This window comes from Psychrobacter sp. ER1 (assembly GCF_048631835.1).
Classification (GTDB): Bacteria; Pseudomonadota; Gammaproteobacteria; order Pseudomonadales; family Moraxellaceae; genus Psychrobacter.
Window position 1 is genome coordinate 1,069,957 of sequence record NZ_CP184640.1, and the last position, 25,577, is coordinate 1,095,533.

The following is a 25,577-nucleotide window of genomic DNA, read 5'->3' on the forward strand; positions in this document are numbered from 1 at the left end:
CAGCATTAGTTTATGCACGGATTAAAAATATAAATAACAGTCATAGGAGACAAGCATGAGTCAATCAAAAGTATATAACAGTGCCGAAGAAGCGCTAAAAGGTATCGTTCATGATGGTCAAACACTCGCTATCGGCGGCTTCGGGCTGTGCGGTATTCCAGAATCGTTAATCGAAGCATTGCGTGATAGTAAAGTTAAAGAGCTGACCTGTATCAGTAATAACGCGGGCGTTGATGACTTTGGTCTTGGGCTATTATTACAGACTCGCCAAATCAAAAAAATGATCTCATCGTATGTGGGCGAAAACAAAGAGTTTGAGCGCCAGTATTTGGCAGGCGAGTTAGAAGTTGAGTTGACGCCGCAAGGGACATTGGCTGAAAAGCTGCGCTCAGGCGGCGCTGGTATTCCTGCGTTTTACACAGCAACTGGCGTGGGCACCTTGGTTGCCGAAGGTAAAGAGACACGTGATTTTGATGGTCGTACTTATGTGTTAGAGCATTCCTTACGCGCGGATGTCGCCTTAATCAAAGCGCAAAAGGCTGATAAAGCGGGCAATCTAATATTTAATAAAACCGCTCGTAACTTTAATCCAGATTGTGCGATGGCCGGTAAAATCACGATCGTTGAAGTAGAAGAAATCGTTGAGACAGGTACGTTTGATCCAGACGAAGTGCATCTACCGGGTATTTTTGTTCAGCGTATTGTATTGAATGCTAGCCCTGAAAAACGTATCGAAAAGACCACGACTAAAGCTGTAGAAGGCGCGTAAATAAAAACGTGGTCGACGCTTAATCGTACGTGACATTAATAGTTAATTTTAGATTGATAATAGTTTAGACAGCTAATTGATTAAACAACTGGCCGTCTAAATGAATAAAAATAGAATATCGCAAAAAATAAGGAAATCAGCATGGCATGGACAAGAGAGCAAATGGCGCAACGCGCTGCAAAAGAGCTACAAGATGGCTACTATGTGAACCTAGGCATCGGTCTCCCAACGTTGGTCGCCAACTACATTCCTGAAGGCGTGGACGTATGGCTACAATCAGAGAATGGCTTGCTAGGTATTGGTGAGTTTCCTACAACAGAAAACGTTGATGCCGACTTGATTAACGCGGGCAAGCAAACGGTGACCGCAGAAGCAGGTGCTAGCTATTTTAGTAGCTCAGAGTCTTTTCTATGATTCGTGGTGGTCATGTCAACTTGGCCATATTGGGTGCAATGGAAGTGTCAGAAAAAGGCGACCTTGCCAACTGGATGATTCCCAAAAAGATGGTCAAAGGCATGGGCGGGGCGATGGATTTGGTTGCAGGCGTACAGCGTGTGATTGTATTGATGGAACAAGTCAATAAGCATGGCGAACCAAAAATCTTGGCAAACTGTGAACTACCATTGACAGGCAAAGGCGTGGTTGATCGTATCATCACCGAGCTTGCCGTATTAGACGTTACTGATAACGGTCTAAAATTGGTTGAATTAGCAGATGGTGTTAGCTTTGACGAGTTACAAGAAAAAACGCCCGTCAACATTATCCAGTAATGTGATTGTCTTAAAATCAATGAGCTTTATCCCGCAGATAAAACGCCACTATAATTATAGTGGCGTATTCATTCAGTTCTATTTTTATAAAAATTAATAGTATTTTAGACCATGATAAGGAATATGTATGGCGACCCAATTAGAACAAGATTTGACAGGCAAAGTAGCATTAGTCACTGGCTCTGCAAGTGGTATCGGGCGTGACATCGCTGAAACTTATGCAAAAGCAGGCGCAGCGGTGGGTATTGCCGATATCAATCTTGAAGCGGCGCAAAAAACCGTCGATGCTATTGAATCTGCTGGTGGACGTGCTCTGGCGATTGCCATGGATGTTACCTCAGAAGATGCAGTAAACGATGGTGTACAACAGCTAGTTGATACTTTTGGTAGTATTGATATTTTAGTTTCTAATGCGGGTATTCAGATCATTGACCCTATCGATAAAATGGCGTTTAGCGATTGGAAAAAATGCTGAACATCCACTTAGATGGCGCTTTTTTGACCACTAAAGCCGCGATTAAGCACATGTATAAAGGTGATAAGGGCGGCACAGTTATTTATATGGGCTCTGCGCACTCACATGAGGCCTCATTATATAAAGCCCCTTACGTGACTGCTAAGCATGGACTACTAGGACTGTGCCGTGTATTGGCCAAAGAAGGTGCAGCGCACAAAGTACGCTCGCATGTGATTTGCCCAGGGTTTGTCAAAACGCCGTTGGTCGAAAAACAAATCCCAGAGCAAGCAGCTGAAAAAGGCATCAGTGAAGAGTCGGTTATTAACGATATTATGCTGGTCAATACCGTAGATAAAGAGTTTACGACAGTAGAAGACATTGCCCAATTGGCACTATTTTTGGCGGCTTTCCCAACCAATGTATTCACTGGACAATCTATCGTGGCCAGTCATGGTTGGTTTATGAATTAATATATGTACAATTTGCATATACCACAACGTCAGACCTACTGGCGTTGTGGTTTTTTTATGAGTCCAATTCAGCTACACTGTCACGATAGAAGGTTTGGCTAATATAATCATCAATGCTATCGGTTGTGAGATACGCAATGAGACGACTTGAGCGATTTGCCAGATCTACCCACTTGTATAGGCCATAATAGTAGCTATGTTTAACTTTATGAAGAAAAAACCACAAAAACCGAAACGCCTCAGCAGCAGGCAGAGCGTGATAGCGCCGTTGACAAAGTCCTACTTGGATATGAAATAGGTGCTGTCAGTATCGCCACGATGGTCACAGGGCTTGAGCGTGATGGCGAAACACTTACGTTAGACCTGCGTTTGCCAAAAGACAGCAACCCTGAAGCTACCCAGCAGGAGCTCGGGCAGTTGCTACATCCGCATGGTATTACGACGATTCATATGAATGTGCGTCTGCCTGCACCAGAAAAGGGTTCAGGATCAAGCTTACCAAAGCAGATGCCAAAGACAACCAATGCGATGGAATCCAAGCCTTCATCTGGCGCTAATAACAACGCTAGTAGCACTAACGCTGAGCCACCGATTACGAAAGCTGCACCTACGCAAGCATCGTTGGCCGCGCATCCTCGTATCCGTCATATTATTGTTGTGGCATCAGGTAAGGGCGGTGTTGGCAAATCAACCACCACGGTCAATATCGCCTTAGCACTACAGAAGCTTGGCAATCGCGTTGGTGTGCTAGATGCCGATATCTATGGTCCTAGTATGCCAACGATGCTAGGCGTTGCTGATGTGAAGCCGCAACTAGAAAACGAGCAATTCGTACCGGTCGATGCGCATGGTATGGCAATGCTCTCTATCGGTAGCTTACTCGATGGAGATAATACCCCTGTTGCATGGCGTGGACCGAAGGCAACGGGTGCATTGATGCAACTTTATAATCAAACCAACTGGCCGCAGCTAGATTATTTAGTGATAGATATGCCGCCAGGTACAGGAGATATACAGCTGACCTTGGCACAGCGCATACCAGTCACGGGTGCTGTCATTGTCACGACACCGCAGCATGTTGCCTTGCTCGATGCGCAAAAAGGCGTTGAGATGTTTAACAAGACCAATATTCCTGTGCTTGGCGTGGTTGAAAACATGGCGCTACATACTTGTAGCAACTGCAACCACACCGAAGCGATCTTTGGTACGGGTGGCGGTGAGTTTATCGCTGAGCAATATCAGGTACCACTATTGGGTCAGCTACCACTTGCCAGTGGCATTCGTGCACAAGTGGATAAAGGTGTGCCAAGCGTCTTAGCTGATGATGAGTTTGCACAATATTATCTAGATATTGCCAAAAATATCGAAACCAATATCAATAAATTTGCAAAGCCTGTCGATGATAAGCGGATTTTCTAGTGTCTAATGATTGAATAGGGTGCTGGTTGTTTAGCTAGTCTAAAACCAATGTAGGATAAAACAGCCATCATGCTATAAATCTAGCCGTCAATTCCGTATAATCGTCGCTATTAAATATTTGCTAAGGAACAACAATGTCTATTAAGTCTGACCGCTGGATTCGTAAAATGGCCGAAGAGCACGGCATGATTGAACCGTACGAGCCAGGTCAAGTACGTTTTAATGATGCAGGCGAGCGTTTGGTTAGCTACGGTACCTCAAGCTACGGTTATGATGTGCGCTGTGCTCCTGAATTTAAAGTTTTTACCAACGTACATTCAGTGGTCGTTGATCCTAAAAACTTCGATGATAAAAGCTTTATCGATATCGTTGGTGACGAGTGTATCATTCCACCTAACTCGTTTGCTTTAGCACGTACTATGGAGTACTTCCGTATTCCACGTGATGTATTGACTATTTGCCTAGGTAAGTCAACTTACGCGCGCTGCGGTATTATTGTCAACGTAACGCCGCTTGAGCCTGAGTGGGAAGGTCATGTTACTTTAGAGTTTAGTAATACGACCAATCTGCCAGCCCGTATCTATGCTGGCGAAGGCGTTGCGCAAATGCTGTTCTTCCAAAGCGATGCTGATGATGTCTGTGAGACCAGTTATAAAGATCGTGGTGGTAAATACCAAGGTCAACGCGGTGTGACACTACCAAGAACCTAATCAGTAAGTGCTGGGAAAGAGCTTATAAGTTATCTAAAGCTGATAAGCCCTTAGACAGAAAACAAAAAAAGCTAGTCATATTAAATATGGCTAGCTTTTTTATTGGGTTAAATAGAATTGGTCTAAGGTTCTATTTATTTCAAGATTTTCTACTTTAAAACCTTTAAACCCGCTTTATTATCGCGCTTTGGTTTAGGTGCTTTGGCAGGACTGTTGTTAGACATTGGTGCTGAGTCGTCTTCTGGCTGATAGTTGTCATACTCTTTTGGATCAAAGAACATCCCTTGCGAGTTCTCTTTAGCATAAATCCCCATCACCGCAGTAAGTGGTACCCAGATTTCTTGTGATACACCACCGAAGCGCGCACTAAAATGAATATAGTCATTTTCCATACTCATGTTACCAGTAGCACGGCTGGCGATATTCAATACAATACGACCGTCTTGCACATGTTCGGTTGGTATTTGCACATTGTCAGCAGTGGCATCGACCATCAAGTATGGTGTCAGAGCGTTGTCTTCTATCCATTGATATAGTGCACGTACCATATAAGGGCGGGTAGGTGTAATAGAGGTGGTTTCGCTCATTTAATGATTTCCTATACTAATAATTTTTAATAATGAAAAATATCTCGTTCAGCAACTTATCAAATGACAGATGCTAATTAACATCTATCTTATTTATACTTTATTTTAGGACAGCTTTCGATACTTGTCTAATCAACGCACACTTTTTTGGAAGCTACTGCGCTCAAACACTCTCGTCTGGTATTCAAATAATGGACGGCTAATGGCACGTGGCAGCTCAATACCCATCTCATCTAATCGCCATAATAATGGTGCTAATAACACGTCACACCAGCCAAACTCATCAGCCATAAAATAAGGCTTATGAGCGAACAGCGGTGACAGAGTAATTAATGAATCACTGAGCTGTTTTTTGGCAATGGCAGCTTGTGCTTTATTAAAACTGTCTGGATGCGTCAACAAGCGTTTACCAAGTACTAACCAATCACGCTGAATGCGCCAAGCCAGTTGGCGAAACTGTGCACGCTCTTGCGGTGTCTCAGGGAGCAGTTTGTTCGTATGATAGCGTTCCTCAAGATATTCAAAAATAACGTTAATCTCATAAAGCGCAATCTCACGCTGCTGTAATACAGGCAAGGTATGATAGGGGTTTAGCTCAGTCAAATCTTCAGGGCGCTCAGAATGTAAGCGAGACAAATAGTAAGCGAGCTTTTTTCTTCAAGTAATAGGCGTACCACATGACTGTCGTAGCCGTCATCAGCATACAAAATTAGCTGACTACTTGGAATGTCATTCGCATCAATCATGAAAGCCTAATGTTAATAGTGAAGGTTGTCATCGTAAACAAACTCGCAACGTTTATCAAGGTAGTGTACGTAAACATTAGCGCTGAGCAACTTATTTTCCGGCTTATCTAGTATTTACACTTTATATCAAGGCACAAAAAAGCACTACCGAAGTAGTGCCTTTTTAATTCTCAGAACCGTTTGCTGACTATGACTTATTTAACATCTTTCCAGAATTCTTTATTCAATAAGTAAACTGGGATGAGCAGTACTAATAAGAATAGAATTACAAAGAAACCAATTACTTGACGGTCGTGACGAGCAGGTTCACCCATCCACGCCATAAAGTTAACCAAGTCACCAACTTCAGATTCAAACTCTTCTTGGCTCAACTCTTCTTGCATGTTATGCAATACGTGAGGCATCGCTGCATTGGCCAGTACTAAGTTATTCGCGCCCCAAGGACGGCTTGGATCTTCATAGAACGACAGTAGGTAAGTATATACCCAGTCGTCGCCACGCAGACGTGTCTCAAGTGATAGATCAGGAGGCGCTGCGCCAAACCAAGACGCTTGAATCTCAGGATCTATCTCAGCAGTAATGTGGTCACCGATTTGATCGGTAGTAACCATCAAATACTTTTCAACCAACTCAGGCGGTATCTCTAAATCTTTGGCAATGCGCGAATGACGAACGTACTTGGCTGAGTGACACCCAGCACAGTAGTTCATAAAGATCTTCGCGCCGTTTTGTAGTGAGCCCTTATTGGTAAAATCAATAGGAGCTGTACTACAAGCCAGGTGTTCATCAACGCCATCTGCATTGGTGAATGTACCGCAGCCACTGCCTGAAGCCATTGCCGTACCAGCAGTCAAGGTTAATGCCGCGCCTAAGCCTAGACCAGCTAGGGATTTAATTAGCGTGTTCATTAGTGACCTCCGGTAACGCGTTCTGGTGGCTGTTTACACTTCTCAATCGCAGTGTAGAAAGGCATCAGTAAGAAGAACAAGAAATATAGAATCGTGAATACACGAGCCATGATGGTTGCCGTTGGTGTAGCAGGCGTCGCACCCAAGTAACCCAATACAACAAAGCTAATAGCAAAGACGGTCAGCGCAATCTTAGATAATATACCTTTGTAACGTATAGAGCGCACAGGAGACCTATCAAGCCATGGGATCAAGAACAGTACGGCAATCGCACCACCCATCGCAATCACGCCACCAAGCTTGTCAGGAACCGCACGTAAAATAGCGTAGAACGGCGTGTAGTACCATACTGGTGCAATATGTGCTGGTGTTTTCAGTGAGTTCGCTGTCTCAAAGTTTGGTGGTTCAAGGAAGAAACCGCCGCCTTCTGGGAAGAAGAATACCACTGCAAAGAAGCAGATAAAGAACACAACAATACCAACCATGTCATGCACAGTGTAGTACGGATGGAATTCGATACCGTCTAATGGCACACCATTTTTATCTTTTAGCTTCTTAATATCGATGCCATCAGGGTTGTTCGAACCCACATGGTGCAACGCCACAATATGCATAAATACTAGGCCCACGAGTACTAATGGAATAGCAACAACGTGTAGAGCAAAGAAGCGGTTTAGGGTAATACCAGAGATGATATAGTCACCACGTACCCATTCAGCAAGGCCATCACCAATCACTGGTAACGCCGCAGGTAAGTTCAAGATAACCTGTGCACCCCAGAATGACATGTTGCCCCAAGGTAGTAGGTATCCAAAGAAACCTTCTGCCATAAGTGCTAGGTAGATACCCATACCGATGAGCCAAATAAGCTCACGAGGTTTTTGGTATGAACCGTATAGCAACGCTCTAAACATATGCAGGTATACAACGACGAAAAACGCAGATGCGCCGGTTGAGTGCATATAGCGAATGAGCCAACCACCTTTTACGTCACGCATGATGTATTCAACAGACGCAAATGCCCCTTCGGCACTTGGGTTGTACATCATCGTAAGCCATATACCAGTCACCAATTGGTTGACTAGTACGATCATTGATAGTACGCCAAAGAAGTACCAAAAGTTAAAGTTCTTTGGTGCGTAGTACTTTGACATATGGTATTCATAGGTTTCGGTCGCTGGAAAACGCGCGTCCACCCAATGCATTAACTTTTTACCCATACTCATATTAAGCCTCCCCAACCGTCAAGATGGTACCATCCATACCATATTCTGGAACGGGTAAATTAAGTGGTGCAGGGACGCCGCTATATACACGACCTGCTAAGTCATATTTTGACCCGTGACACGGACAGAAAAATCCGCCGTACCAATCATTACCACCTAAATCCACCGCGCCCACATCAGGACGGTAGTTTGGTGCACAGCCCAAATGTGTGCAAACGCCTTCGACAACCAATACGGTTGGATCTAAAGAGCGAGTAGGATTTTTGCAATATTCAGGTTGTAGAGACGCATCAGACTCAGGATCAGATAATAGAGGTTTGACTGACTCTAGTCCTGCAACCATGTCTTCGGTGCGCTTAACCACATAAATAGGTTTACCACGGTATTTGACGACGATCATTTGTCCATCTTCGATAGAACCAATGTCTTGGGTCACTGCAGCCCCTGCAGCCTCAGCTTTAGCGCTTGGATACCAAGAACGGACAAAAGGTGTCGCCACGGCAGCTACCCCAGCTGCACCAATCGCGGCAGTTGAGGCAATAAGAACTCTACGGCGTTGTACATTAACGCCTTCGGCTTGGCTCATTAATACTTCCTCCAGGTGAATGAAATGGGATTATCCCACACTGGGTTTGTGGCTTAGAAAATATACAATATCAAGCCACTTTAGCTGTGCCTAATTTTGCTAATTGTTGCTATTCTAAGCTATTTCGGTGATAAAATAAATTATTGCGTTAAAAATAAAGCAACCTCAATAGGACATATTAGAAGGTTGAATATGATAATCAAACCAAAACAGTTGGATTATCAACGTTTAACGCTAACTTTGCTTTAACAAGGATTATGATGTGATGACCTTATAAATAATAAGGATTTTCAGCAATAGCGAATGATACTTGAAATTAAGGTAATGTTCACTAACTTTCACCATCTAACTACTTTGTAAGTTGCTGTAAAACAAATATCACCACTCTATATAATAAAGTAGTGATGTTTTCATAATGATTAATAAGGTTTTGTCAGACTATCAGAAACTTGTTTATCGAAATACGCAATGCAAAATACACATGCGATATTCCAATAAACTCAGCTAGAGAGTTGCCAATACTAGCCTTCAAGCTCGCTCCAGCGTTCAAGCTTGTGCATCATCTCATCTTCAATGGTTAAGAGACGCTCACTAGCAGCTGTCGCCGCATCAAAGTCAGTATTAAACCAAGAGCCATCGGCCAGCTTTTCTTGCAATTGAGCTTGTTCGGCTTCGAGTGCAGCGATTTCTTTTGGCAAGTTATCCAGTTCGCGTTGATCATTATAATTTAGCTTTTTGACTGCCTTATTTGGTTTCGCTGCTGTGCCAGACTTGTTTGTCGCTTTATTGCTTGCTGCATTGTTGGCAGGTGCTTTTGCAGCACGAGATGCTTCTTCGCGGTTCTTTTGTACGAGGTACTCTTGATAACCACCTACATATTCACTAACAGTGCCTTTGCCATCTTCATCTTCGCCAAACACCCACGTAGAGGTAACGACATTGTCCATGAATGAACGATCATGACTGATCAGCAAAATCGTACCACCAAAGCTGGCGACTGATTCTTCTAACAACTCAAGTGTTGCCATGTCCAAATCGTTGGTCGGCTCATCGAGTACCAAAATATTGGCAGGTTTCAATAACTGCTTGGCCAGTAGTACTCGGTTACGCTCACCACCAGACAGTGCTTTGACAGGTGTACGTGCGCGTTCTGGTGCAAATAAGAAATCTTGCAAGTAGCTCATGATGTGCGTCTTGCGACCGCCAACTTCGACAAAGTCAGAACCTTCCGAAACGTTTTGTGCAACGCTTGCTTCAAGGTCTAACTGATCACGCAGCTGATCGAAGAATGCAATTTTCAGATTAGTACCTAATTCGACACTACCAGACTTGGTCACTTCATCATCAGACATATCGAGTAGGGCTTTAATAAGCGTGGTTTTACCAGCACCGTTAGGGCCGACAATACCAATTTTATCGCCACGCATAATAGTAGTCGTAAAATCATCTACTAATATGTTGCCGTCATATTCAAGATGTAAGTTTTTAACTTTACAGACAAGCTTACCGCTTTTCTCGCCTTGACCCATGGTGATGTTTACATTGCCCACTTGCTCACGGCGATCGCTACGCTCTTCACGTAAGGCTTTTAATTCACGGACACGGCCTTCGTTACGGGTGCGACGAGCTTTGATACCTTGGCGAATCCAAACTTCTTCTTGTGCCAGTTTTTTATCAAAGTTGGCATTGTTCTTTTCTTCAGCTTGTAACTGTAGCTCTTTCAGCTCTTGATAGCGCGCGTAACCACCTTCGCCTTGTGTTACGTCATAGCTGGTCAATTGGCCACGGTCAAGCTCAATAATGCGAGTCGATAGCTTATTTACGAATGCTCTATCATGAGTCACGAACAACAACGTCAAACCTTGCCAGTCAAGCAAAAAGCGCTCTAACCATTCGATACTTTCGACATCCAAATGGTTGGTTGGCTCATCTAGTAGTAGCACATCAGGCTTAGTAACTAGCGCACGAGCAAGTAACACGCGGCGTTTACGACCACCAGATAGAGATGATAAGTCGTCTTCTGGATTAAGGCCCATGGTCGTAATCAGACGCATGGCATCGCGTTCTAAGTCCCAACCATGTACCGCATCGATATCATGCTGTAGGGTCGCCATATGCTCACAGGCATCCATATCGCCATTCGCGCACATATCGACTTGCTTATTATAGTTAATGAGCAAATCAGCCGTGCGACGACTACCGCCCATAACGATGTCTAATATGCGACCGCTAGTCTCAGGAACATCTTGCTCTAGCATCGCTACACGCATACTACTGTTGGTAATAATCTCGCCACTGTCAGGCTGCAATGAGCCATTGATCAGTTTAAACAAAGTAGATTTACCTTCGCCGTTACGGCCAATCAAGCACACACGCTCGCCTGTATTGATAGAAAAATCAATACCATCAAGAACAGGCGCGACGCCAAAGGCTAAGTGAATGTCTTTTAAATGAATCAGTGCCATAGAGTATCTTAAGCTTATATAATAGTGAGGTAGGGGTTGTTGCAAAATTGCCTGCAGTATAACATGCCACCGCGTCACTGTAGTGCGAGTAAATAGTTTTATCAGTACTATTTATTGCTTTTACTAACGGCTGCTATTCCATGATTATGTTTGTAGATTTATCACTAATCTACAGTACCTCTCAACAATCCATTCTTTCACTTTAATACTTACTATAATTTAGAGAAAAATATGAACCAATCTAAAACTACAGACGATACTTCTGATGTTCAAAATGATTTGCAAGCTCAAGTAGTCGATCTGCAAATGAGCCTCGCGCATCTTGAAGTAACTGTCGAACGACTGGATGACGTAATCACGCGACAAGACAGAGATATTCATACGCTGCAACGTCAACTACAGCTTATTTATAAACAAATCGAGGGTCAAGATACGGAAAGTGGCATTGCACCATTCGATGTAATGGCAGACAGACCGCCACATTATTGATAAGTAAGATTTGGAAAGAAAATCTTTTAATAACGGAAAATATATACGTATTTTTATATATAGATACTGTTTAATGACTATGTGGTCATAACATAGAAATAATGTGTTTTTGTAGTTGTTTTAGTGTTAAAAAATCTTTACTATCTTCCACCTCGGATGCTGTTTACTTAAGAAAATTAAGTAAAACAGTAAAACAATGCGGATGTTTGGAGATGTAAAATGCGCCACACCTTTCACTTAAAAACTCTTGCAGTAGCTATTGCTGCTCTATCTTTCGCTAGCGCTGCTAGTGCTGCTGGCCTTGATCGCTCAGGCCAAGATATCACCGCATTCCTACAAGACGGCACGTATGCAGAAGCTGTCTACACTTATATCGATGCTGATGTTACTGGTAAAGACTCTTCAAATAATAAGATTGGCGATATCGCCGAGTCTTATGACTTTTTCCGTTATGGCGTAAAAGCAGACATCAACGATACATTTAGCGTTGGTGTGTTATATGATGAGCCTTTTGGTGCTGCGGCTGATTATAGCGGTGAAAACGACTTTGTTTCTGTTGAACAAAATCCTAATTTACCTTTTGCACCAAATGGTGAAAGTACTAATGTAGAAGTGCGTACTGAGAGTATTACTGGCATCCTTGGCGTAAAACTTGGTGAGAATAAGAACTTCCAAGTATATGGTGGTCCAGTCGCTCAGCGCGTCCAAGCTGATGTAAAACTACGTGGACAAGCTTATTCTATAGCAGATGGTTATAGTACACATATCAATGCTGACCAAGATTATGGCTGGTTAGCTGGTGTTGCTTATAGTAAGCCTGAAATTGCATTAAAAGCGGCATTAACGTATCGTTCTGAGATTGAACATAATGCGCAAGCTTCTGAAAGTTATCCAGCTGCTGCTATTTTTGGGCTTCCAACAAGTAGTGTGGACAGTATTGAGATTACTACACCCAAGTCAGTAAACTTTGACTTCCAAACTGGTATTAATGCTACAACTTTAGCGACTGCTAAAGTACGCTGGGTACCATGGAGCGATTTTGCTATTACTCCATCGTCATATAATGGTGTTAGCCAAGCACTAGCAGCATCACCTTTTGGTGCTGGCATTCCTGCTGAAGGTTTGGATTTGGTCAGCTATGACGATGATCAGTGGCAAGTAGAGCTAGGGCTTGCTAAACGCCTAGCGCCAGCACTAGCAGTAAGTGGAACTGTTGGTTGGGATAGCGGTGCTGGCAACCCTGTGACCTCATTAGGTCCTACTGAAGGTTACTATAGCGCGGGTCTAGGTGCTAAGTATAATGTCACTGAAAACTGGGCGATATCAGCTGGTGGTAAGTATCTATGGCTTGGTGATGCAGAAGGACAAATCCCAAGTAAAACGATTGTTAGTGATTTCGAAAGTAATGATGGCTTTGTACTTGGTGTAAAAGTTTCTTACCAAGCTCAGTAATTCACAACTTAGCTATATAGCAAAACTTCTAAATATTATTAATAAAAAAGCGACTCTTTATAGGTCGCTTTTTTTGTGAACGATTTCTTAATGAAAATATATTTAGAAAATTTCAAATAAGAATGAGAGTTTATCTTCTGACTATGGGCGCTATCTCAAAATCATACTAAAGACAATAAGTAAATGACATTGTTCTATTTATATCTTATTTGTACTGTTCAGTCATAATTGAGAAATAAAGCACTTTAATTGTTGTTTTAGTGTCAAAAAGGCATTAGTATTCAACTTAGGACACGACTTTGATACTCTCAATGTTAAGCGCAGCAATGCTATATATTGATTATTAAAGTAGTAATACAACAAGGACCGTTGGAGATACACAATGCGCACTACCTTTCACTTGAAAACACTTGCAGTAGCAATCGCTACTCTCTCTGTCGCTAGCATGACTAATGCTGCTGGTCTTGATCGTTCAGGTCAAGATGTCACCGCCTTTTTCAAGACGGTACTTACGCTGAAGCCGTTTATACCTATATCGATGCTGATGTTAGTGGCTATGATAGTTCCAATAACAACCCATTCGATAATACCTATGTACGCGGTAACAAAACGGGCGATATTGCTGAGTCTTATGACTTTTTCCGTTATGGTGTAAAAACCGATATCAACGATACATTTAGTATTGGTTTACTATATGATGAGCCTTTCGGTGCTGCGGCGGAATATAGCGGTGATAATAATTTTGTCGCAAATACAAATCCAGTTGACTCAGGTGGTGAGTTTGCTAATGATCCAGCACCTAGCGGGCCACTAGGTAATGCGATAGTTGGAGCTGAAGCTGGAACTGCTGGTGAAAACACTAATGTAGAGGTTCGTAGCCAGAGCTTAACAGGTATTCTTGGTATGAAATTTGGCGCCAATAAAAACTTTCAAGTTTATGGCGGTCCAGTTGCACAGCGCATTGAATCTACAACGAAACTACGTGGTCTTGCTTATGGTCCAGCCACTGGTTATACTTCAAACAGTAACCCTGACATGGACTATGGTTATATTGCAGGTTTCTCTTTTAGTAAGCCTGAAATCGCTTTGAAAGCTGCGTTAACTTACCGTTCTGAGATTGATCATGATATTGAAATATCTGAAACCTACCCTTTAGCACCAACTATTGGTGGAATTGGAGTTCCTCCACGTGTTCTTCCAAGTACTCAAGATAGTAGATATGAGATTACAACTCCTAAATCAGTCAACTTTGACTTCCAAACTGGCATTAACCCTACAACGCTAGCCACCGCAAAAGTACGCTGGGTACCGTGGAGCGACTTTGTTATCGCGCCACCACTGTATAATGAAGTAAGCACTAACGCAGCACGCCCTGATGGTTTGAACTTGGTTGAATACGATGATGACCAATGGCAAGTAGAGTTGGGTCTGGCCAAGCGTGTCGCACCAGCACTTGCGATCAGCGGTACGGTTGGTTGGGATAGTGGTGCTGGTGATCCGACAACATCTTTAGGTCCTGTTGACGGTTACTATAGTGTTGGTCTTGGGGCCAAATACAACGTGACTGAAAACTGGGCAGTGTCTGCCGGTGGCAAATACTTATGGTTCGGTGACGCACAAGGTCAGCTACCTAGTGGAAAAATCGTTGCTGATTTTGAAGACAATGATGGCTTCATCGCTGGTGTAAAACTGTCTTATCAAGGAAAATAATCTTTCTATATAATTGTTAAATAATAAAAAAGCGACCTGTGACGGGTTGCTTTTTTATGGGCTTTCTATTACCTATTTGACTATTAGTGCTCGAATATAGGTAGAACAGCAAAGATTATTTGTATATTACTAAGTCATATAGCTAGGTAGCCAAATATACGGTGCTAAATAAAGGTAATTGTCTTAATAAAGGCCTACCGTTCAAGGGTGTGTAGCAGTTGGACTGCCAAATAGGCTAGGATAATCTAGCGTAGTATATCCATGCTACTATCTTTGTCCGTACAACTGTCTCATTTGTCATAATTTTTTTGTTTTAATACTGTAGTAGGTTAAATATACTAAATCGTTACTCATAAAAAAACCTCGCCAATAATGACGAGGTTTTTTTATAACAATAATCTTAAGATTTTACGTAAACTTATTTGTTTAAGTTTAACTCCATCTCTTTGTACTTAGCAGAAACTGAAGGTCTTGGGCCACCAGTCATCATACTAACGGCAAAGATAGCGATAGTACTTAAGATAAAGCCTGGAACGATAGCATATAACCAGCTATTTAGTGCCATACCATCTACTTGGAAAGGACCATAAATCCATAGGATAACAGTCAACGCACCAACAACCATACCGGCAACAGCACCATTACGGTTCATACCACGCCATGTAAGGCTGAAGATAACCAATGGACCAAACGCTGCACCGAATCCTGCCCATGCATTAGAAACTAAGTTCAATACTGAGCTATCTGGGTTAGACGCTAGCATAATGGCAACAATAGCGACAATGATAACTGAGATACGACCAACCAATACCTGGCGAGCTTCTGGTGCGTCTTTATCAAAGAATAGTTTGTATACATCTTTGGTTAGAGAGCTTGATACAACCAATAGCTGTGATGAGATAGTACTCATAATTGCCGCTAAAATAGCTGCTAATAGGAAACCTGAAACCAATGGATGGAACAAGAACTGAGTGAATACTAAGAAGATAGTCTCAGGATCGTCCAGCGTCATCGCAGTTTTTTGTACGTAGGCACGACCAGCAAAACCAGTCATTAGTGAACCAATAAGACTCACAACCATCCAGCTCATACCGATATTACGTGCAGTCGGTACATCTCTCACTGAACGAATCGCCATAAAACGTACGATAATATGCGGTTGGCCAAAGTAACCTAAACCCCATGCCATTAACGAGATAATACCGATGACACTCATACCGCTGGTAACGTCTAAAAGGGTAGGGTCGATATTTCTAACCGCTTCTGTCGTGGCTGAAATACCACCAAGATCAGTAAAGGCAACGACAGGTACGATTACCATGGCAAACAGCATGATGACGCCCTGTACGAAATCGGTCATAGATACCGCTAAGAAACCACCGAATAGCGTATAAGCCACAACCACACCAGCAGTAACCCAAAGGCCAGTACTATACGATAGGTTAAGTGAGCTTTCGAAGAGTTTACCACCACCTACAAGACTTGCAGCGGTATAGACGGTAAAGAATAGAATGATGACCACGGCTGAGATGACGCGTAGCATGTGCGACTTGTCTTCAAAGCGGTTGGCGAAATAATCGGGTAGGGTGATAGCGTTGTCAGCCACTTCGGTATAAACACGAAGGCGAGGTGCTACGATGAGATAGTTTAGTAATGCACCTAATGTCAAACCAAGCGCGATCCAAATACTGACCACACCATCGGCAAACATATAACCAGGTAAGCCAAGTAGTAACCAACCTGACATATCTGATGCACCTGCAGAAAGTGCGGTTACTGCTGGGCCTAAGTTACGACCCCTAACATATAGCCTTCAGTATCATTGGCTTGCTTAAAATAAGCGTAAACACCAATCCCAATCATCACTAAGAAATAGGCGCCGAGTGATATCAGCACGCCACTAGAAACTCCGTTCATATAAATTGTCCTTAACCAACATGGTTGGCTGTAATTATTTTTTAACTATAAAAGTTCTGTCCTACAAGGCGATGTCCAAAACAATATTTAAAGACAAAAAAGCCATTAATTGAGACATAATGGCTTTTTTCAGTATCTTCTGTAGTTTTATATGATTGATGTTGTTCTATGGCTAGCACTCATATAGAGATAGAGAACAATGGGAATTTCGCATTCCACTTATCTATTGTTATTGCTCGCATCTGCTATTTGTATATGAGTATTAGCAACCTACACAATCAACCAAAACCATTAAACCTACTGTTAACCATCATATCTTACTAGAAGTATTCAATATATGACTATCAGTGTCCTTGTGGTAAATTTTTGTTATAAAAACAACGTCAAGCGTATTATAACGCATGAGAGTCACAAATGCGAATAGCTTAATGGTTAGACTGTTATAGCGAGCTCTTTTTATTCAATAGGCGCAAGTAAGTCTAGTAGGGCGGTCACGCTGCTAGATTGAGTTAATTTTGGATTGATGACCACACCTAAATAGCGTTGTAATTCAATATTGTCAGCCATATCGATACGTTCCAAGTCTTGACTGACCATCGTTTGTGGTAGTACTGACCAACCAAGACCAACAGATACCAGCATACGGATAGACTCAAGAGGGTTGGTGCTCATCGTGGCATAAGGCTTCAGATTGTGCTTGGCAAACTCAGCCAAGGTAATCTGACTGGTAAAGGTATTGGCAGAAGGCAAAATGGCAGGATAGCGCGCTAACTGCTCCAACGTCACATTAGATTTAGTAGCCAAAGGTGATAGCGTACCCGTCATAAAATAAAGAGGGTCTGACCAGAGCGTGTGATAGGTTAGCCGCTTATCGTAGACAGGTGGAAGCGTAACAAAGGCTAAAGACAAATCACCATCTAGTACTGCTTTATGAGCTTTTTCAGAATCTACGAAGTGTACTTCTAACTGAACAGCTGGATAAGCTTGAATAAAGTGTTTAAGGACAGGTGCTAAATGATGTAGGCCAATATGATGGCTAGTACCAATGACTAATTTGCCAGAGACGATATGCTGAGAATGCTGCAAGTTGATTTTAAAATTCTCATAATCTTCCAGCCAACGCTTGGCATGAGGTAGCATTTCACTGGCAGCTTGAGTAGGTACAATTCCACGTCCTACCGTATCAAACAAGGTAATGTTAAACTCGTCTTCTAAGTTTTTGATACGTTTACTGACAGCAGGCTGCGTGATAAACAGCTTTTCTGCGGCGCCTGAGATACTGCCAGTGTGCATAACGGTAACGAATGTCGTCAAGTTTGTGGTGTTCAAACGAATGTCCTTAGCTACTTTACGAGCTATAAATAAAAGTTGGCTGACCCAATCACAACGTATTAGAAATAAAAGTTTGCGTCTGGTTAAAAATCATCAATTATTATTATAGGATTTGCCTGCTATAATCACAAGACATCGAGGCATATTGTGACATATTTATTCTAAAAAATTGGCTATTTGCCATTTAAAACGTATTTTAAGCGTTAATTTTAGTCATATGTTGGGTCTCATAAAGAAATAATATTTAAATTTTAGATACGACAGTAATTATTAAACATTGTAGATAGACATAGCATTTACATAGAATCTTAGCTTGGCAATGTGCAAGTAAGTAAAAAATTAAGTAATTAGTAACCTATAAAGGATAGCAACATGGCTGGTCAAACGTTATATGACAAACTTTGGAACGCTCACGAAGTCACTAAGCGCGACGATGGTTCGAGCCTGATTTATATCGACCGCCACCTGTTGCATGAAGTGACGAGTCCACAAGCATTTGAAGGGTTGGAATTAGCAAACAGAGCGCCATGGCGTTTATCGGCTAACATTGCCAGTCCAGATCACAATGTGCCGACTGTCACCAAAGAGCGCCTAGAAGGGGTGCCTGGGATTAAAGACAAGGTATCACGCTTGCAGGTTGTCACTTTGGATGATAACTGCACCAAGTTTGATATTGCTGAATTTACTATCAATGATGCCCGTCAAGGTATTTTGCATGTGGTCGGTCCAGAGCAAGGTTTGGTCTTGCCGGGTATGACGGTTGTTTGCGGTGACTCGCATACAGCGACTCATGGGGCGCTTGGCTGTTTGGCTCATGGTATCGGAACCTCCGAAGTTGAGCATGTATTGGCAACGCAGTGTTTGATTCAAAAGAAATCAAAAAACATGCAAATCCGTGTCACTGGTCAACTTGGTGCTGGCGTCACTTCAAAAGATGTGGTATTAGCTATTATTGCGAAGATTGGTACAGCAGGTGGAACAGGACACGCGATTGAATTTGCAGGTCAAGTGTTCGAAGACATGAGTATGGAAGGTCGCATGACCGTCTGTAACATGGCGATCGAAGCAGGTGCGCGTGTTGGTATGGTTGCGGTAGATGACACGACGATTGACTATGTCAAAGGTCGTCCATATGCGCCAAGCGAAGCACAATGGGAACAAGCGGAAGCCTACTGGCGTACACTATATTCAGACGATGACGCGGTATTTGATACTGTGGTAGAAATCGACGGTAGTCAGATCGCACCGCAAGTATCTTGGGGTACATCGCCTGAAATGGTAGTAGATATCACGCAATCTGTACCGACACCAGATCAAGCCATTGATGAAGCTCAAGAAGAGGGCTGGTTACGTGCTTATACCTATATGGGACTAGAGGCAGGTCAGAAAATTACGGATATCCAACTTGATCGTATATTTATCGGTTCATGTACCAATTCACGTATCGAAGATTTACGTGATGCGGCAGCGGTAATCAAAGGTCGCAAAGTTGCTGATAACGTAAAAGAAGCGATCGTTGTTGCAGGTTCTGGACAGGTGAAGTTGCAAGCAGAGGCTGAAGGCTTGGATACGTTGTTTACTGAAGCTGGTTTTGAATGGCGTGAGCCGGGCTGCTCAATGTGTCTTGCGATGAATGCAGATAAACTTGAGCCACAAGAACACTGTGCTTCAACGTCTAATCGTAATTTCGAGGGTCGTCAGGGCAATGGTGGTCGTACGCATTTGGTAAGCCCAGCAATGGCAGCTGCAGCAGCATTGGCAGGTCATTTTGTAGACGTTCGTACGTTTTAAGACTGATAATAAGTAGCTGACATCATGCTTGTATTAATGATAAATATATGAGCATGGTGTCAAAGATGGTAAAAACTTATTTACTGTTTAATACGCTTATCAAGACCATCAGCCAGCAAAAATATAATTGATAGGAAATTTTATGCAAGCTTATAACACCCAAACAGGTATCGTTTGCCCGTTAGATCGCGCAAACGTCGATACCGACCAAATTATCGCAAAACAGTTTTTAAAGTCTATTAAACGTACAGGTTTTGGCGTAAATTTATTTGACGATTGGCGCTATCTTGATGAAGGCTATCCTGGTCAAGACAATAGCACACGAGTTATCAATCCAGATTTTGTATTAAATAAACCACGTTATCAAGGTGCTACTATCTTACTAGCACGTAGAAACTTTGGTTGTGGCTCTAGTCGTGAGCATGCACCTTGGGCGTTATCAGAGTATGGTTTCCGTACGGTAATTGCGCCTAGCTTTGCAGATATATTTTACAATAACTGCTTTAAAAATGGCATGTTGCCTATTGTATTGGATGAAGCGATTGTAGATACATTAATGAAAGCAACGTTCGACAACGAAGGCTATGAGTTGACCGCGGATCTTGAACGTCAAGTCGTTATCACACCAACTGGTGAAGAGTATGCCTTTGAAGTAGATGCCTTTCGCAAGCATTGCTTGTTAAACGGACTGGATGACATTGGTTTAACATTGCAACAAAGTGATGCTATCAAAGATTACGAGCAACAAATGATGCAAAAAACACCGTGGATATTTAACGACGTACGAGCGTAGAAGGTCATTCTATAATCTACTGCTTATAAAACTGTGAGTAGTCGCAACGCAGCGTTGAGTTATGGCGGTGAACTGTCTAAAATGAAGAATAGTTTTTCACTACATTTTATTATCTCTCTTGAATAGTAGCCGCCATTATGAATACAAAACGTTATGCTCTATGGACAAGTACAATTGTTGCTGCAAGCTTATTATTGTCAGGCTGTCAGCTATTGATGACAGGCTATCAAAAAATAGATGAAGCAGAGAGTGCCGAGGCATGGGTAGGTAAAATTAAACCTATCGCTGGTGAAGTAAATATTGCCTGTGTGGGTACATATCATTGCGAAATTGTGCAGATAGATAAAACGCTCATTATTGCGCCCAACAGTCATGAGCCAATCAGTCCTCAGATTATGACAACCTTACCACGTCAAGAAGGTATGGCAAAAACATCGATGAATATGGATATGACACCACTGGTCAATAAAAATGCCATAAAAGTTGTGCCGTTAGCGCCTTCGAGTATGCCAGGATTGACCAACTACTATGCACGGGTCATGCCTGCCAAACACGAAGTACATGTGAATTTTTATCCAGAAAATAACATGGGCTATATTGAGCGTTTTGCGATGATTCATGATTTCACTGAAGCAGGTACCTATCAGTTACGTGCTTATCAGAAGAAGAACAGCGAAAAATCAGGCAGTCTATTGGACACAGCATCACCTGAGCCTTTATGTATTGAGCTATTGCAAGGTATGAAAGTACAGCGCCGATTCTGTAAGCAACTAGACGCTGAGCATCAAGGTGAGTTTGTAGAGACGGGTATGACCAAAGCAGTAACACTAGCACCTAAAGCCAAAAAAATGGCAGCATAAAATATGAGTATGAAAAGCTCAAAAATATAATCAACCAATAAAAATATTTCCAAAAGGATCAGTATGGCAACGATTTTAACATTAGCGGGTGATGGTATTGGCCCTGAAATTATGACCCAAGCCATTGACGTGCTCAAAGCTGTCAATGATAAGTTTTCACTTGATTTAACGCTTGAGTCTGGATTGATTGGCGGTGTGGCTATTGATGCAACTGGTGAGCCTTTGCCAGATGAGACATTGGCCCGTGCTCGCGCCGCAGATGCCGTATTGCTAGGTGCAGTTGGTGGTCCTAAATGGGATGCAATCGAGCGTAGTAAACGCCCTGAGCGCGGTCTATTGAAAATCCGCGGTGAGCTTGGTTTATTTGCCAACCTACGCGTAGCCAAGCTCTATCCACAGTTGGCTAATGCCTCAAGTATCAAACCTGAAATTATCTCAGGTTTAGATCTATTGATCGTTCGTGAGCTAACAGGCGGTATCTATTTTGGTGAGCCTCGTGGTATCCGCACATTAGAAAACGGTGAGCAGCAGGGCTATAACACGATGGTGTATAGCACAAGTGAGATTCAGCGCATTGGTAAAGTTGCTTTTGAATTAGCAAAAACGCGTGCGCAAGCAGCAGGCACAGCAGCTAAGGTATGTTCAGTTGATAAAGCCAATGTGTTAGAAGTCACCGAGCTGTGGAAACAGACGATGATCGAGATGCAACAAGCTGAGTATAGCGATGTGGCGTTATCACATATGTATGCCGACAATGCTTGCATGCAGTTGATTAAAGATCCTAAACAATTCGATGTCATGGTGACGGGAAACATGTTTGGCGATATCCTATCTGATGAAGCTGCAATGTTGACAGGCTCTATCGGTATGTTGCCATCAGCGAGCTTAGATGAGTCAGGTAAGGGCATGTATGAGCCGTGTCATGGCTCAGCGCCTGATATCGCAGGACAAGATAAAGCCAACCCATTAGCGACTATCTTGTCTGTTGCTATGATGCTGCGTTACACCTTCAAGCAAGAAGAAGCGGCACAAGCAATTGAACAGGCAGTCAGTGATGTGCTTGATGATGGTTTACGTACGCTAGATATCTTAGATAGTAGTGAAGCTGGACTTAAGCAGGTAGGCTGTAAAGAAATGGGTCAAGCGGTTTTGGCCAAACTGATATAAGTTAACTTGCGTTTAAAGGCTATTCCTATATAGCATTTTCCACAGTCTTATTTTGCGTGTTATATACCCATAAGCTACCAAGTGGCTTATGGGTTTTTTATTGTTTATCTGTTAGCCAAATTTATTTCTAAGCATTGTATTAACAGAGACGCTGTACAATAAAGCTCCTTTTAACACAAAGCTGTTATATGCTCACAAGGTAATATGACAACATTAATAGCTCATAAAGGAGCTAAAATATTTTGCTTTTAGCAGAAGTAAAATATTAAAAATCTAGATGCCAAAGGCAAGTTTTAAAAATCCAAAAAACTGTAGTATTTGCAAACTTAAAACAAAAATAGAATTTTTTAAATGAGGAGTGTTAGATGTATCAATTAACAAGAATCAGTAAAGCATTGACAGTGGTTAGTCTCTCTAGCTTACTATTCATGGGGCAAAGTATCGCAGCAGAGACAACGGATAGTGTGAGCTCAAGTAATAGCGTCAAAGCTCCGGCAGAAGTCAGTCCGGTGACTAATGGCGTAAGTCAAAAATTAACAGGAGATAGTAAAGCCGCGACTTCATTGAATAAGCTACTGCCTACTATTAAATACACAACTGAGAACCTATCTGACAATGCAAAAAGATAAACAATGTCACTTGGACGGCAGATGCAGATATTGATCGTAACGTAGGAACAAAGCTGCAGGCTCTATTAAACTGGCATCACAACGGAGTAGGGCCTGTTGATGGCTACTGGGGCAAAAATACTCGCAAAGCCATGCAGGCGTTTCAAAAAGCAAATGGTTTAGACGTAACCGATACGTTGAACAATGAGACGTGGCAAGCGCTGACCAAGAATGAGAAGCTCACAACTCAACCAGTGCTAGTCAGCTATCAGCTCACTGAAGCAGATGTGAATGTCAAAACCACAACCATACCTGCTGATTCTGTTGCCAAATCCAAACTTGAGGGGATGTACTACGAAAGTCTTACTGAGGCGTTGGCAGAGAAGTTTCATATTAGTGAAAAGTACTTAAAATCGCTTAATCCTGATGCCAGTTTTACTGCCGGTGAAATCATTACGGTATACAACCCTGGTAATCCTAATACCAAGCCTGTGCATCGCGTTGTCGCTGATAAAGCCACTGAAACACTTTACGCTTATGATGATAACAACAATTTGATCGCTAGCTATCCGACGACAGTGGGCAGTACAGCGACACCATCACCAACAGGTACGCATACTGTCAAAGTAAAGGTGCACGAGCCCAACTATACTTATACGGCGAATGACGGCAGCAAGTCTATCATTCCACCAGGTCCTAACAATCCAGTGGGCTCAGTATGGATTGGACTTAGTAAACCAACTTATGGCATCCATGGATCACCAGATCCTGCTCGTATCAGTCGTCAAGCATCAGCAGGTTGTGTGCGTTTGACCAATTGGGATGCGCTTAGTTTGCTCGGAGTCATAAAAAACGGCGCGACTGTCGAATTTAGTTAAATACGATAGTACTAAGTCGTAAAAACGGACAAAAAAATACCGCTAAAATCTAGCGGTATTTTTTGTGGTAAGTAGAAACAGTCAATACTAAATAACTAAAATATTGATAGGCAATAATGAGCAGATTAGCATTTTCATTATTATTATCAGTTTCACTACCCAAGCGTCATATCAGCTATCAGCGATAACGTAGCTATTCGGCTATTGGCTGTATCTTACCAATGCTAATACTTTCATAACCATATTGGTCAGTCAGTATTTAGTTTTTACCACGGTAGGTGATACGACCTTTAGATAGGTCATAAGGCGTCATTTCAACTTTAACCTTATCACCTGTCAAGATACGAATATAATGCTTACGCATCTTACCAGAGATATGCGCAATGATTTCGTGCCCGTTTTCTAAACGAACTTTGAACAAAGTATTAGGAAGGGTATCAATGACTTCGCCTTCAAATTCAATAATATCGTCTTTTGCCATAATTTGTATCAATCAATTAAAAAATAAGCCCATATTATACGTAAGTTAGCGGATTAAAGCAATACGAACCTGCTTTTGACTTGACAGCATGTAAGTGATATGTATGCCAAATGATAGTGATTTAATCAGGTAGATTTAACCAGACAGGCGTTAATGGTGCATCTGGCAATAAGCTTTGAAAACGTTCAGGATAATAGGCATTGATAAAATACAATCCATCACCTGAAGCGGTGGGCGGTGCAATCGTTCGATCCTTTTTATGCAAAATATTCAAAAAGTCTGCTGGCTCTAGCTCATGTCTACCAATGGCATATAATGTGCCCATCAAATTGCGAACCATGTGATGTAAAAACCCATCTGCTTGTATATCAAAAACGATAAATTGGCCATGAGCAAAAAGGTTGGCATGGCTAACCGTGCGCACTGGCTGATTGGACTGACAGGCCGCAGCACGGTAACTGCTAAAATCATGTGTACCGACGATATCAGCTGCTGCTTGCTGCATGGCTCCCAAATCAAGCGGTTCGTAGATATGAGTTACTTGGTGATTTAGTATCGCAGGGCGCTGTGCTTGGTTGAGCGTAATATAACGATAGCGACGAGCAATAGCACCAAAACGCGCATGAAAGTCAACTGGCATGGGTTGTATCCAGCGTAAAGCAATATCATCAGGGAGTAGGCTGTTCACACCGCGTAACCAGTTATGAGTAGGGCGATACGCATGAGTTGTAAAATGGGCAATCATATTACTCGCATGGACGCTGGCATCAGTACGCCCAGCTGCGATGACTTCTACAGGCTCGTTAGCCACTTTGCCGATAGCTGTCTCTAAGGCTTCTTGTACACCTAAAACCTCTCGTTGCCGTTGCCAGCCATGATAATGAGTTCCTAAGAACTCAATAGCAATCGCTAAAGTGTAGGTTGGTTCAGTTTCGATAATTTCAGTCTCAGACATTAGGGTTTCTAAACTTATAAAATTGGAATTA

18 protein-coding genes and 6 pseudogenes are annotated in these 25,577 nt (G+C 42.4%); 14 read left to right on the top strand and 10 right to left on the bottom strand.

The genetic code is table 11. From position 1 onward, the window contains the following. The first annotated feature begins 55 nt into the window (after positions 1-55). The 5 genes and pseudogenes from ACOBWA_RS04910 to dcd all read left to right on the top strand — a co-directional run bounded on the left by ACOBWA_RS04910 (position 56) and on the right by dcd (position 4,595). Positions 56-769, top strand: coding sequence for a CoA transferase subunit A (locus tag ACOBWA_RS04910; protein WP_420230365.1), 714 nt, complete (start codon positions 56-58; stop codon positions 767-769). Positions 770-910: 141 nt separating this feature from the next. After that, a pseudogene (locus ACOBWA_RS04915) lies at positions 911-1,539 on the top strand (3-oxoacid CoA-transferase subunit B). A gap of 127 nt (positions 1,540-1,666) precedes the next feature. Next, positions 1,667-2,466: pseudogene (locus ACOBWA_RS04920) on the top strand (3-hydroxybutyrate dehydrogenase). Between the two features lie 196 nt (positions 2,467-2,662). Further along, positions 2,663-3,885 (top strand): annotated as a pseudogene (gene apbC / locus ACOBWA_RS04925) (iron-sulfur cluster carrier protein ApbC). A gap of 134 nt (positions 3,886-4,019) precedes the next feature. Then, positions 4,020-4,595, top strand: coding sequence for a dCTP deaminase (gene dcd / locus ACOBWA_RS04930; protein ID WP_058024138.1), 576 nt, complete (start codon positions 4,020-4,022; stop codon positions 4,593-4,595). A 149-nt stretch (positions 4,596-4,744) separates the two neighbouring features. On the opposite strand, the gene ACOBWA_RS04935 is transcribed toward dcd, so the two are convergent. The 6 genes and pseudogenes from ACOBWA_RS04935 to ACOBWA_RS04960 form a co-directional block, all read right to left on the bottom strand. Next, complete coding sequence (locus ACOBWA_RS04935) at positions 4,745-5,182, bottom strand: ClpXP protease specificity-enhancing factor (RefSeq protein WP_102078541.1); 438 nt, start codon at positions 5,180-5,182, stop codon at positions 4,745-4,747. A 132-nt stretch (positions 5,183-5,314) separates the two neighbouring features. Next, positions 5,315-5,928 (bottom strand): annotated as a pseudogene (locus ACOBWA_RS04940) (glutathione S-transferase N-terminal domain-containing protein). A gap of 194 nt (positions 5,929-6,122) precedes the next feature. Further along, the gene (locus ACOBWA_RS04945; protein ID WP_101205476.1) at positions 6,123-6,836 is read right to left on the bottom strand and encodes a cytochrome c1; all 714 of its coding nucleotides are present in this window, start codon (positions 6,834-6,836) and stop codon (positions 6,123-6,125) included. Continuing rightward, complete coding sequence (locus tag ACOBWA_RS04950) at positions 6,836-8,056, bottom strand: cytochrome b (protein WP_370587744.1); 1,221 nt, start codon at positions 8,054-8,056, stop codon at positions 6,836-6,838. The genes ACOBWA_RS04945 and ACOBWA_RS04950 overlap by 1 nt, the downstream gene beginning before the upstream one ends. A 7-nt stretch (positions 8,057-8,063) precedes the next feature. Next, positions 8,064-8,648, bottom strand: a complete 585-nt coding sequence (gene petA / locus ACOBWA_RS04955; RefSeq protein ID WP_057759305.1) for a ubiquinol-cytochrome c reductase iron-sulfur subunit — start codon at positions 8,646-8,648, stop codon at positions 8,064-8,066. Positions 8,649-9,169: 521 nt separating this feature from the next. Beyond that, the gene (locus tag ACOBWA_RS04960; RefSeq protein WP_420230366.1) at positions 9,170-11,113 is read right to left on the bottom strand and encodes an ATP-binding cassette domain-containing protein; all 1,944 of its coding nucleotides are present in this window, start codon (positions 11,111-11,113) and stop codon (positions 9,170-9,172) included. A 231-nt stretch (positions 11,114-11,344) separates the two neighbouring features. On the opposite strand from ACOBWA_RS04960, the gene ACOBWA_RS04965 reads away from it, so the two are divergent. The 3 genes and pseudogenes from ACOBWA_RS04965 (at position 11,345) to ACOBWA_RS04975 (ending at position 14,764) form a co-directional block, all read left to right on the top strand. Next, on the top strand, positions 11,345-11,602 hold the full coding sequence (locus ACOBWA_RS04965; protein WP_420230367.1) for a SlyX family protein: 258 nt from the start codon (positions 11,345-11,347) through the stop codon (positions 11,600-11,602). A gap of 219 nt (positions 11,603-11,821) precedes the next feature. Continuing rightward, positions 11,822-13,054: an OmpP1/FadL family transporter gene (locus ACOBWA_RS04970; protein ID WP_420230368.1), complete on the top strand. Its 1,233-nt coding sequence runs from the start codon at positions 11,822-11,824 to the stop codon at positions 13,052-13,054. 382 nt (positions 13,055-13,436) lie between these two features. After that, positions 13,437-14,764: pseudogene (locus ACOBWA_RS04975) on the top strand (OmpP1/FadL family transporter). 418 nt (positions 14,765-15,182) lie between these two features. On the opposite strand, the pseudogene putP reads toward ACOBWA_RS04975, so the two are convergent. Next, positions 15,183-16,681 (bottom strand): annotated as a pseudogene (putP, locus tag ACOBWA_RS04980) (sodium/proline symporter PutP). Positions 16,682-17,137: 456 nt separating this feature from the next. After that, a complete protein-coding gene (locus ACOBWA_RS04985; RefSeq protein ID WP_101205469.1) occupies positions 17,138-18,010 on the bottom strand; it encodes a LysR family transcriptional regulator in 873 nt (290 codons plus the stop codon). A gap of 375 nt (positions 18,011-18,385) precedes the next feature. Between ACOBWA_RS04985 and leuC the strand changes: the two genes are divergently transcribed. The 6 genes from leuC (at position 18,386) to ACOBWA_RS05015 (ending at position 24,110) form a co-directional block, all read left to right on the top strand. After that, on the top strand, positions 18,386-19,804 hold the full coding sequence (gene leuC, locus ACOBWA_RS04990) for a 3-isopropylmalate dehydratase large subunit (protein ID WP_057759320.1): 1,419 nt from the start codon (positions 18,386-18,388) through the stop codon (positions 19,802-19,804). Positions 19,805-19,946: 142 nt separating this feature from the next. Then, entirely contained in the window at positions 19,947-20,597 is a 651-nt protein-coding gene (leuD, locus tag ACOBWA_RS04995; protein ID WP_057759322.1) for a 3-isopropylmalate dehydratase small subunit, read from the top strand. 137 nt (positions 20,598-20,734) lie between these two features. Further along, a complete protein-coding gene (locus ACOBWA_RS05000; protein WP_420230369.1) occupies positions 20,735-21,457 on the top strand; it encodes a hypothetical protein in 723 nt (240 codons plus the stop codon). Positions 21,458-21,520: 63 nt separating this feature from the next. Beyond that, positions 21,521-22,624 (top strand): 3-isopropylmalate dehydrogenase, encoded by a 1,104-nt coding sequence (gene leuB, locus ACOBWA_RS05005; RefSeq protein WP_420230370.1) that lies wholly within the window; start codon positions 21,521-21,523, stop codon positions 22,622-22,624. 365 nt (positions 22,625-22,989) lie between these two features. After that, positions 22,990-23,253: a hypothetical protein gene (locus ACOBWA_RS05010; RefSeq protein WP_420230371.1), complete on the top strand. Its 264-nt coding sequence runs from the start codon at positions 22,990-22,992 to the stop codon at positions 23,251-23,253. A 53-nt stretch (positions 23,254-23,306) separates the two neighbouring features. Continuing rightward, positions 23,307-24,110: a L,D-transpeptidase family protein gene (locus ACOBWA_RS05015; RefSeq protein WP_420230718.1), complete on the top strand. Its 804-nt coding sequence runs from the start codon at positions 23,307-23,309 to the stop codon at positions 24,108-24,110. Between the two features lie 259 nt (positions 24,111-24,369). Here ACOBWA_RS05015 and infA read toward each other — a convergent pair whose 3' ends face one another. Together infA and truA are read right to left on the bottom strand one after the other, a co-directional pair. Then, positions 24,370-24,591, bottom strand: a complete 222-nt coding sequence (gene infA, locus ACOBWA_RS05020) for a translation initiation factor IF-1 (RefSeq protein ID WP_021814850.1) — start codon at positions 24,589-24,591, stop codon at positions 24,370-24,372. Positions 24,592-24,712: 121 nt separating this feature from the next. After that, positions 24,713-25,546, bottom strand: coding sequence for a tRNA pseudouridine(38-40) synthase TruA (truA, locus tag ACOBWA_RS05025; protein WP_102094922.1), 834 nt, complete (start codon positions 25,544-25,546; stop codon positions 24,713-24,715). Positions 25,547-25,577: the final 31 nt, after the last annotated feature.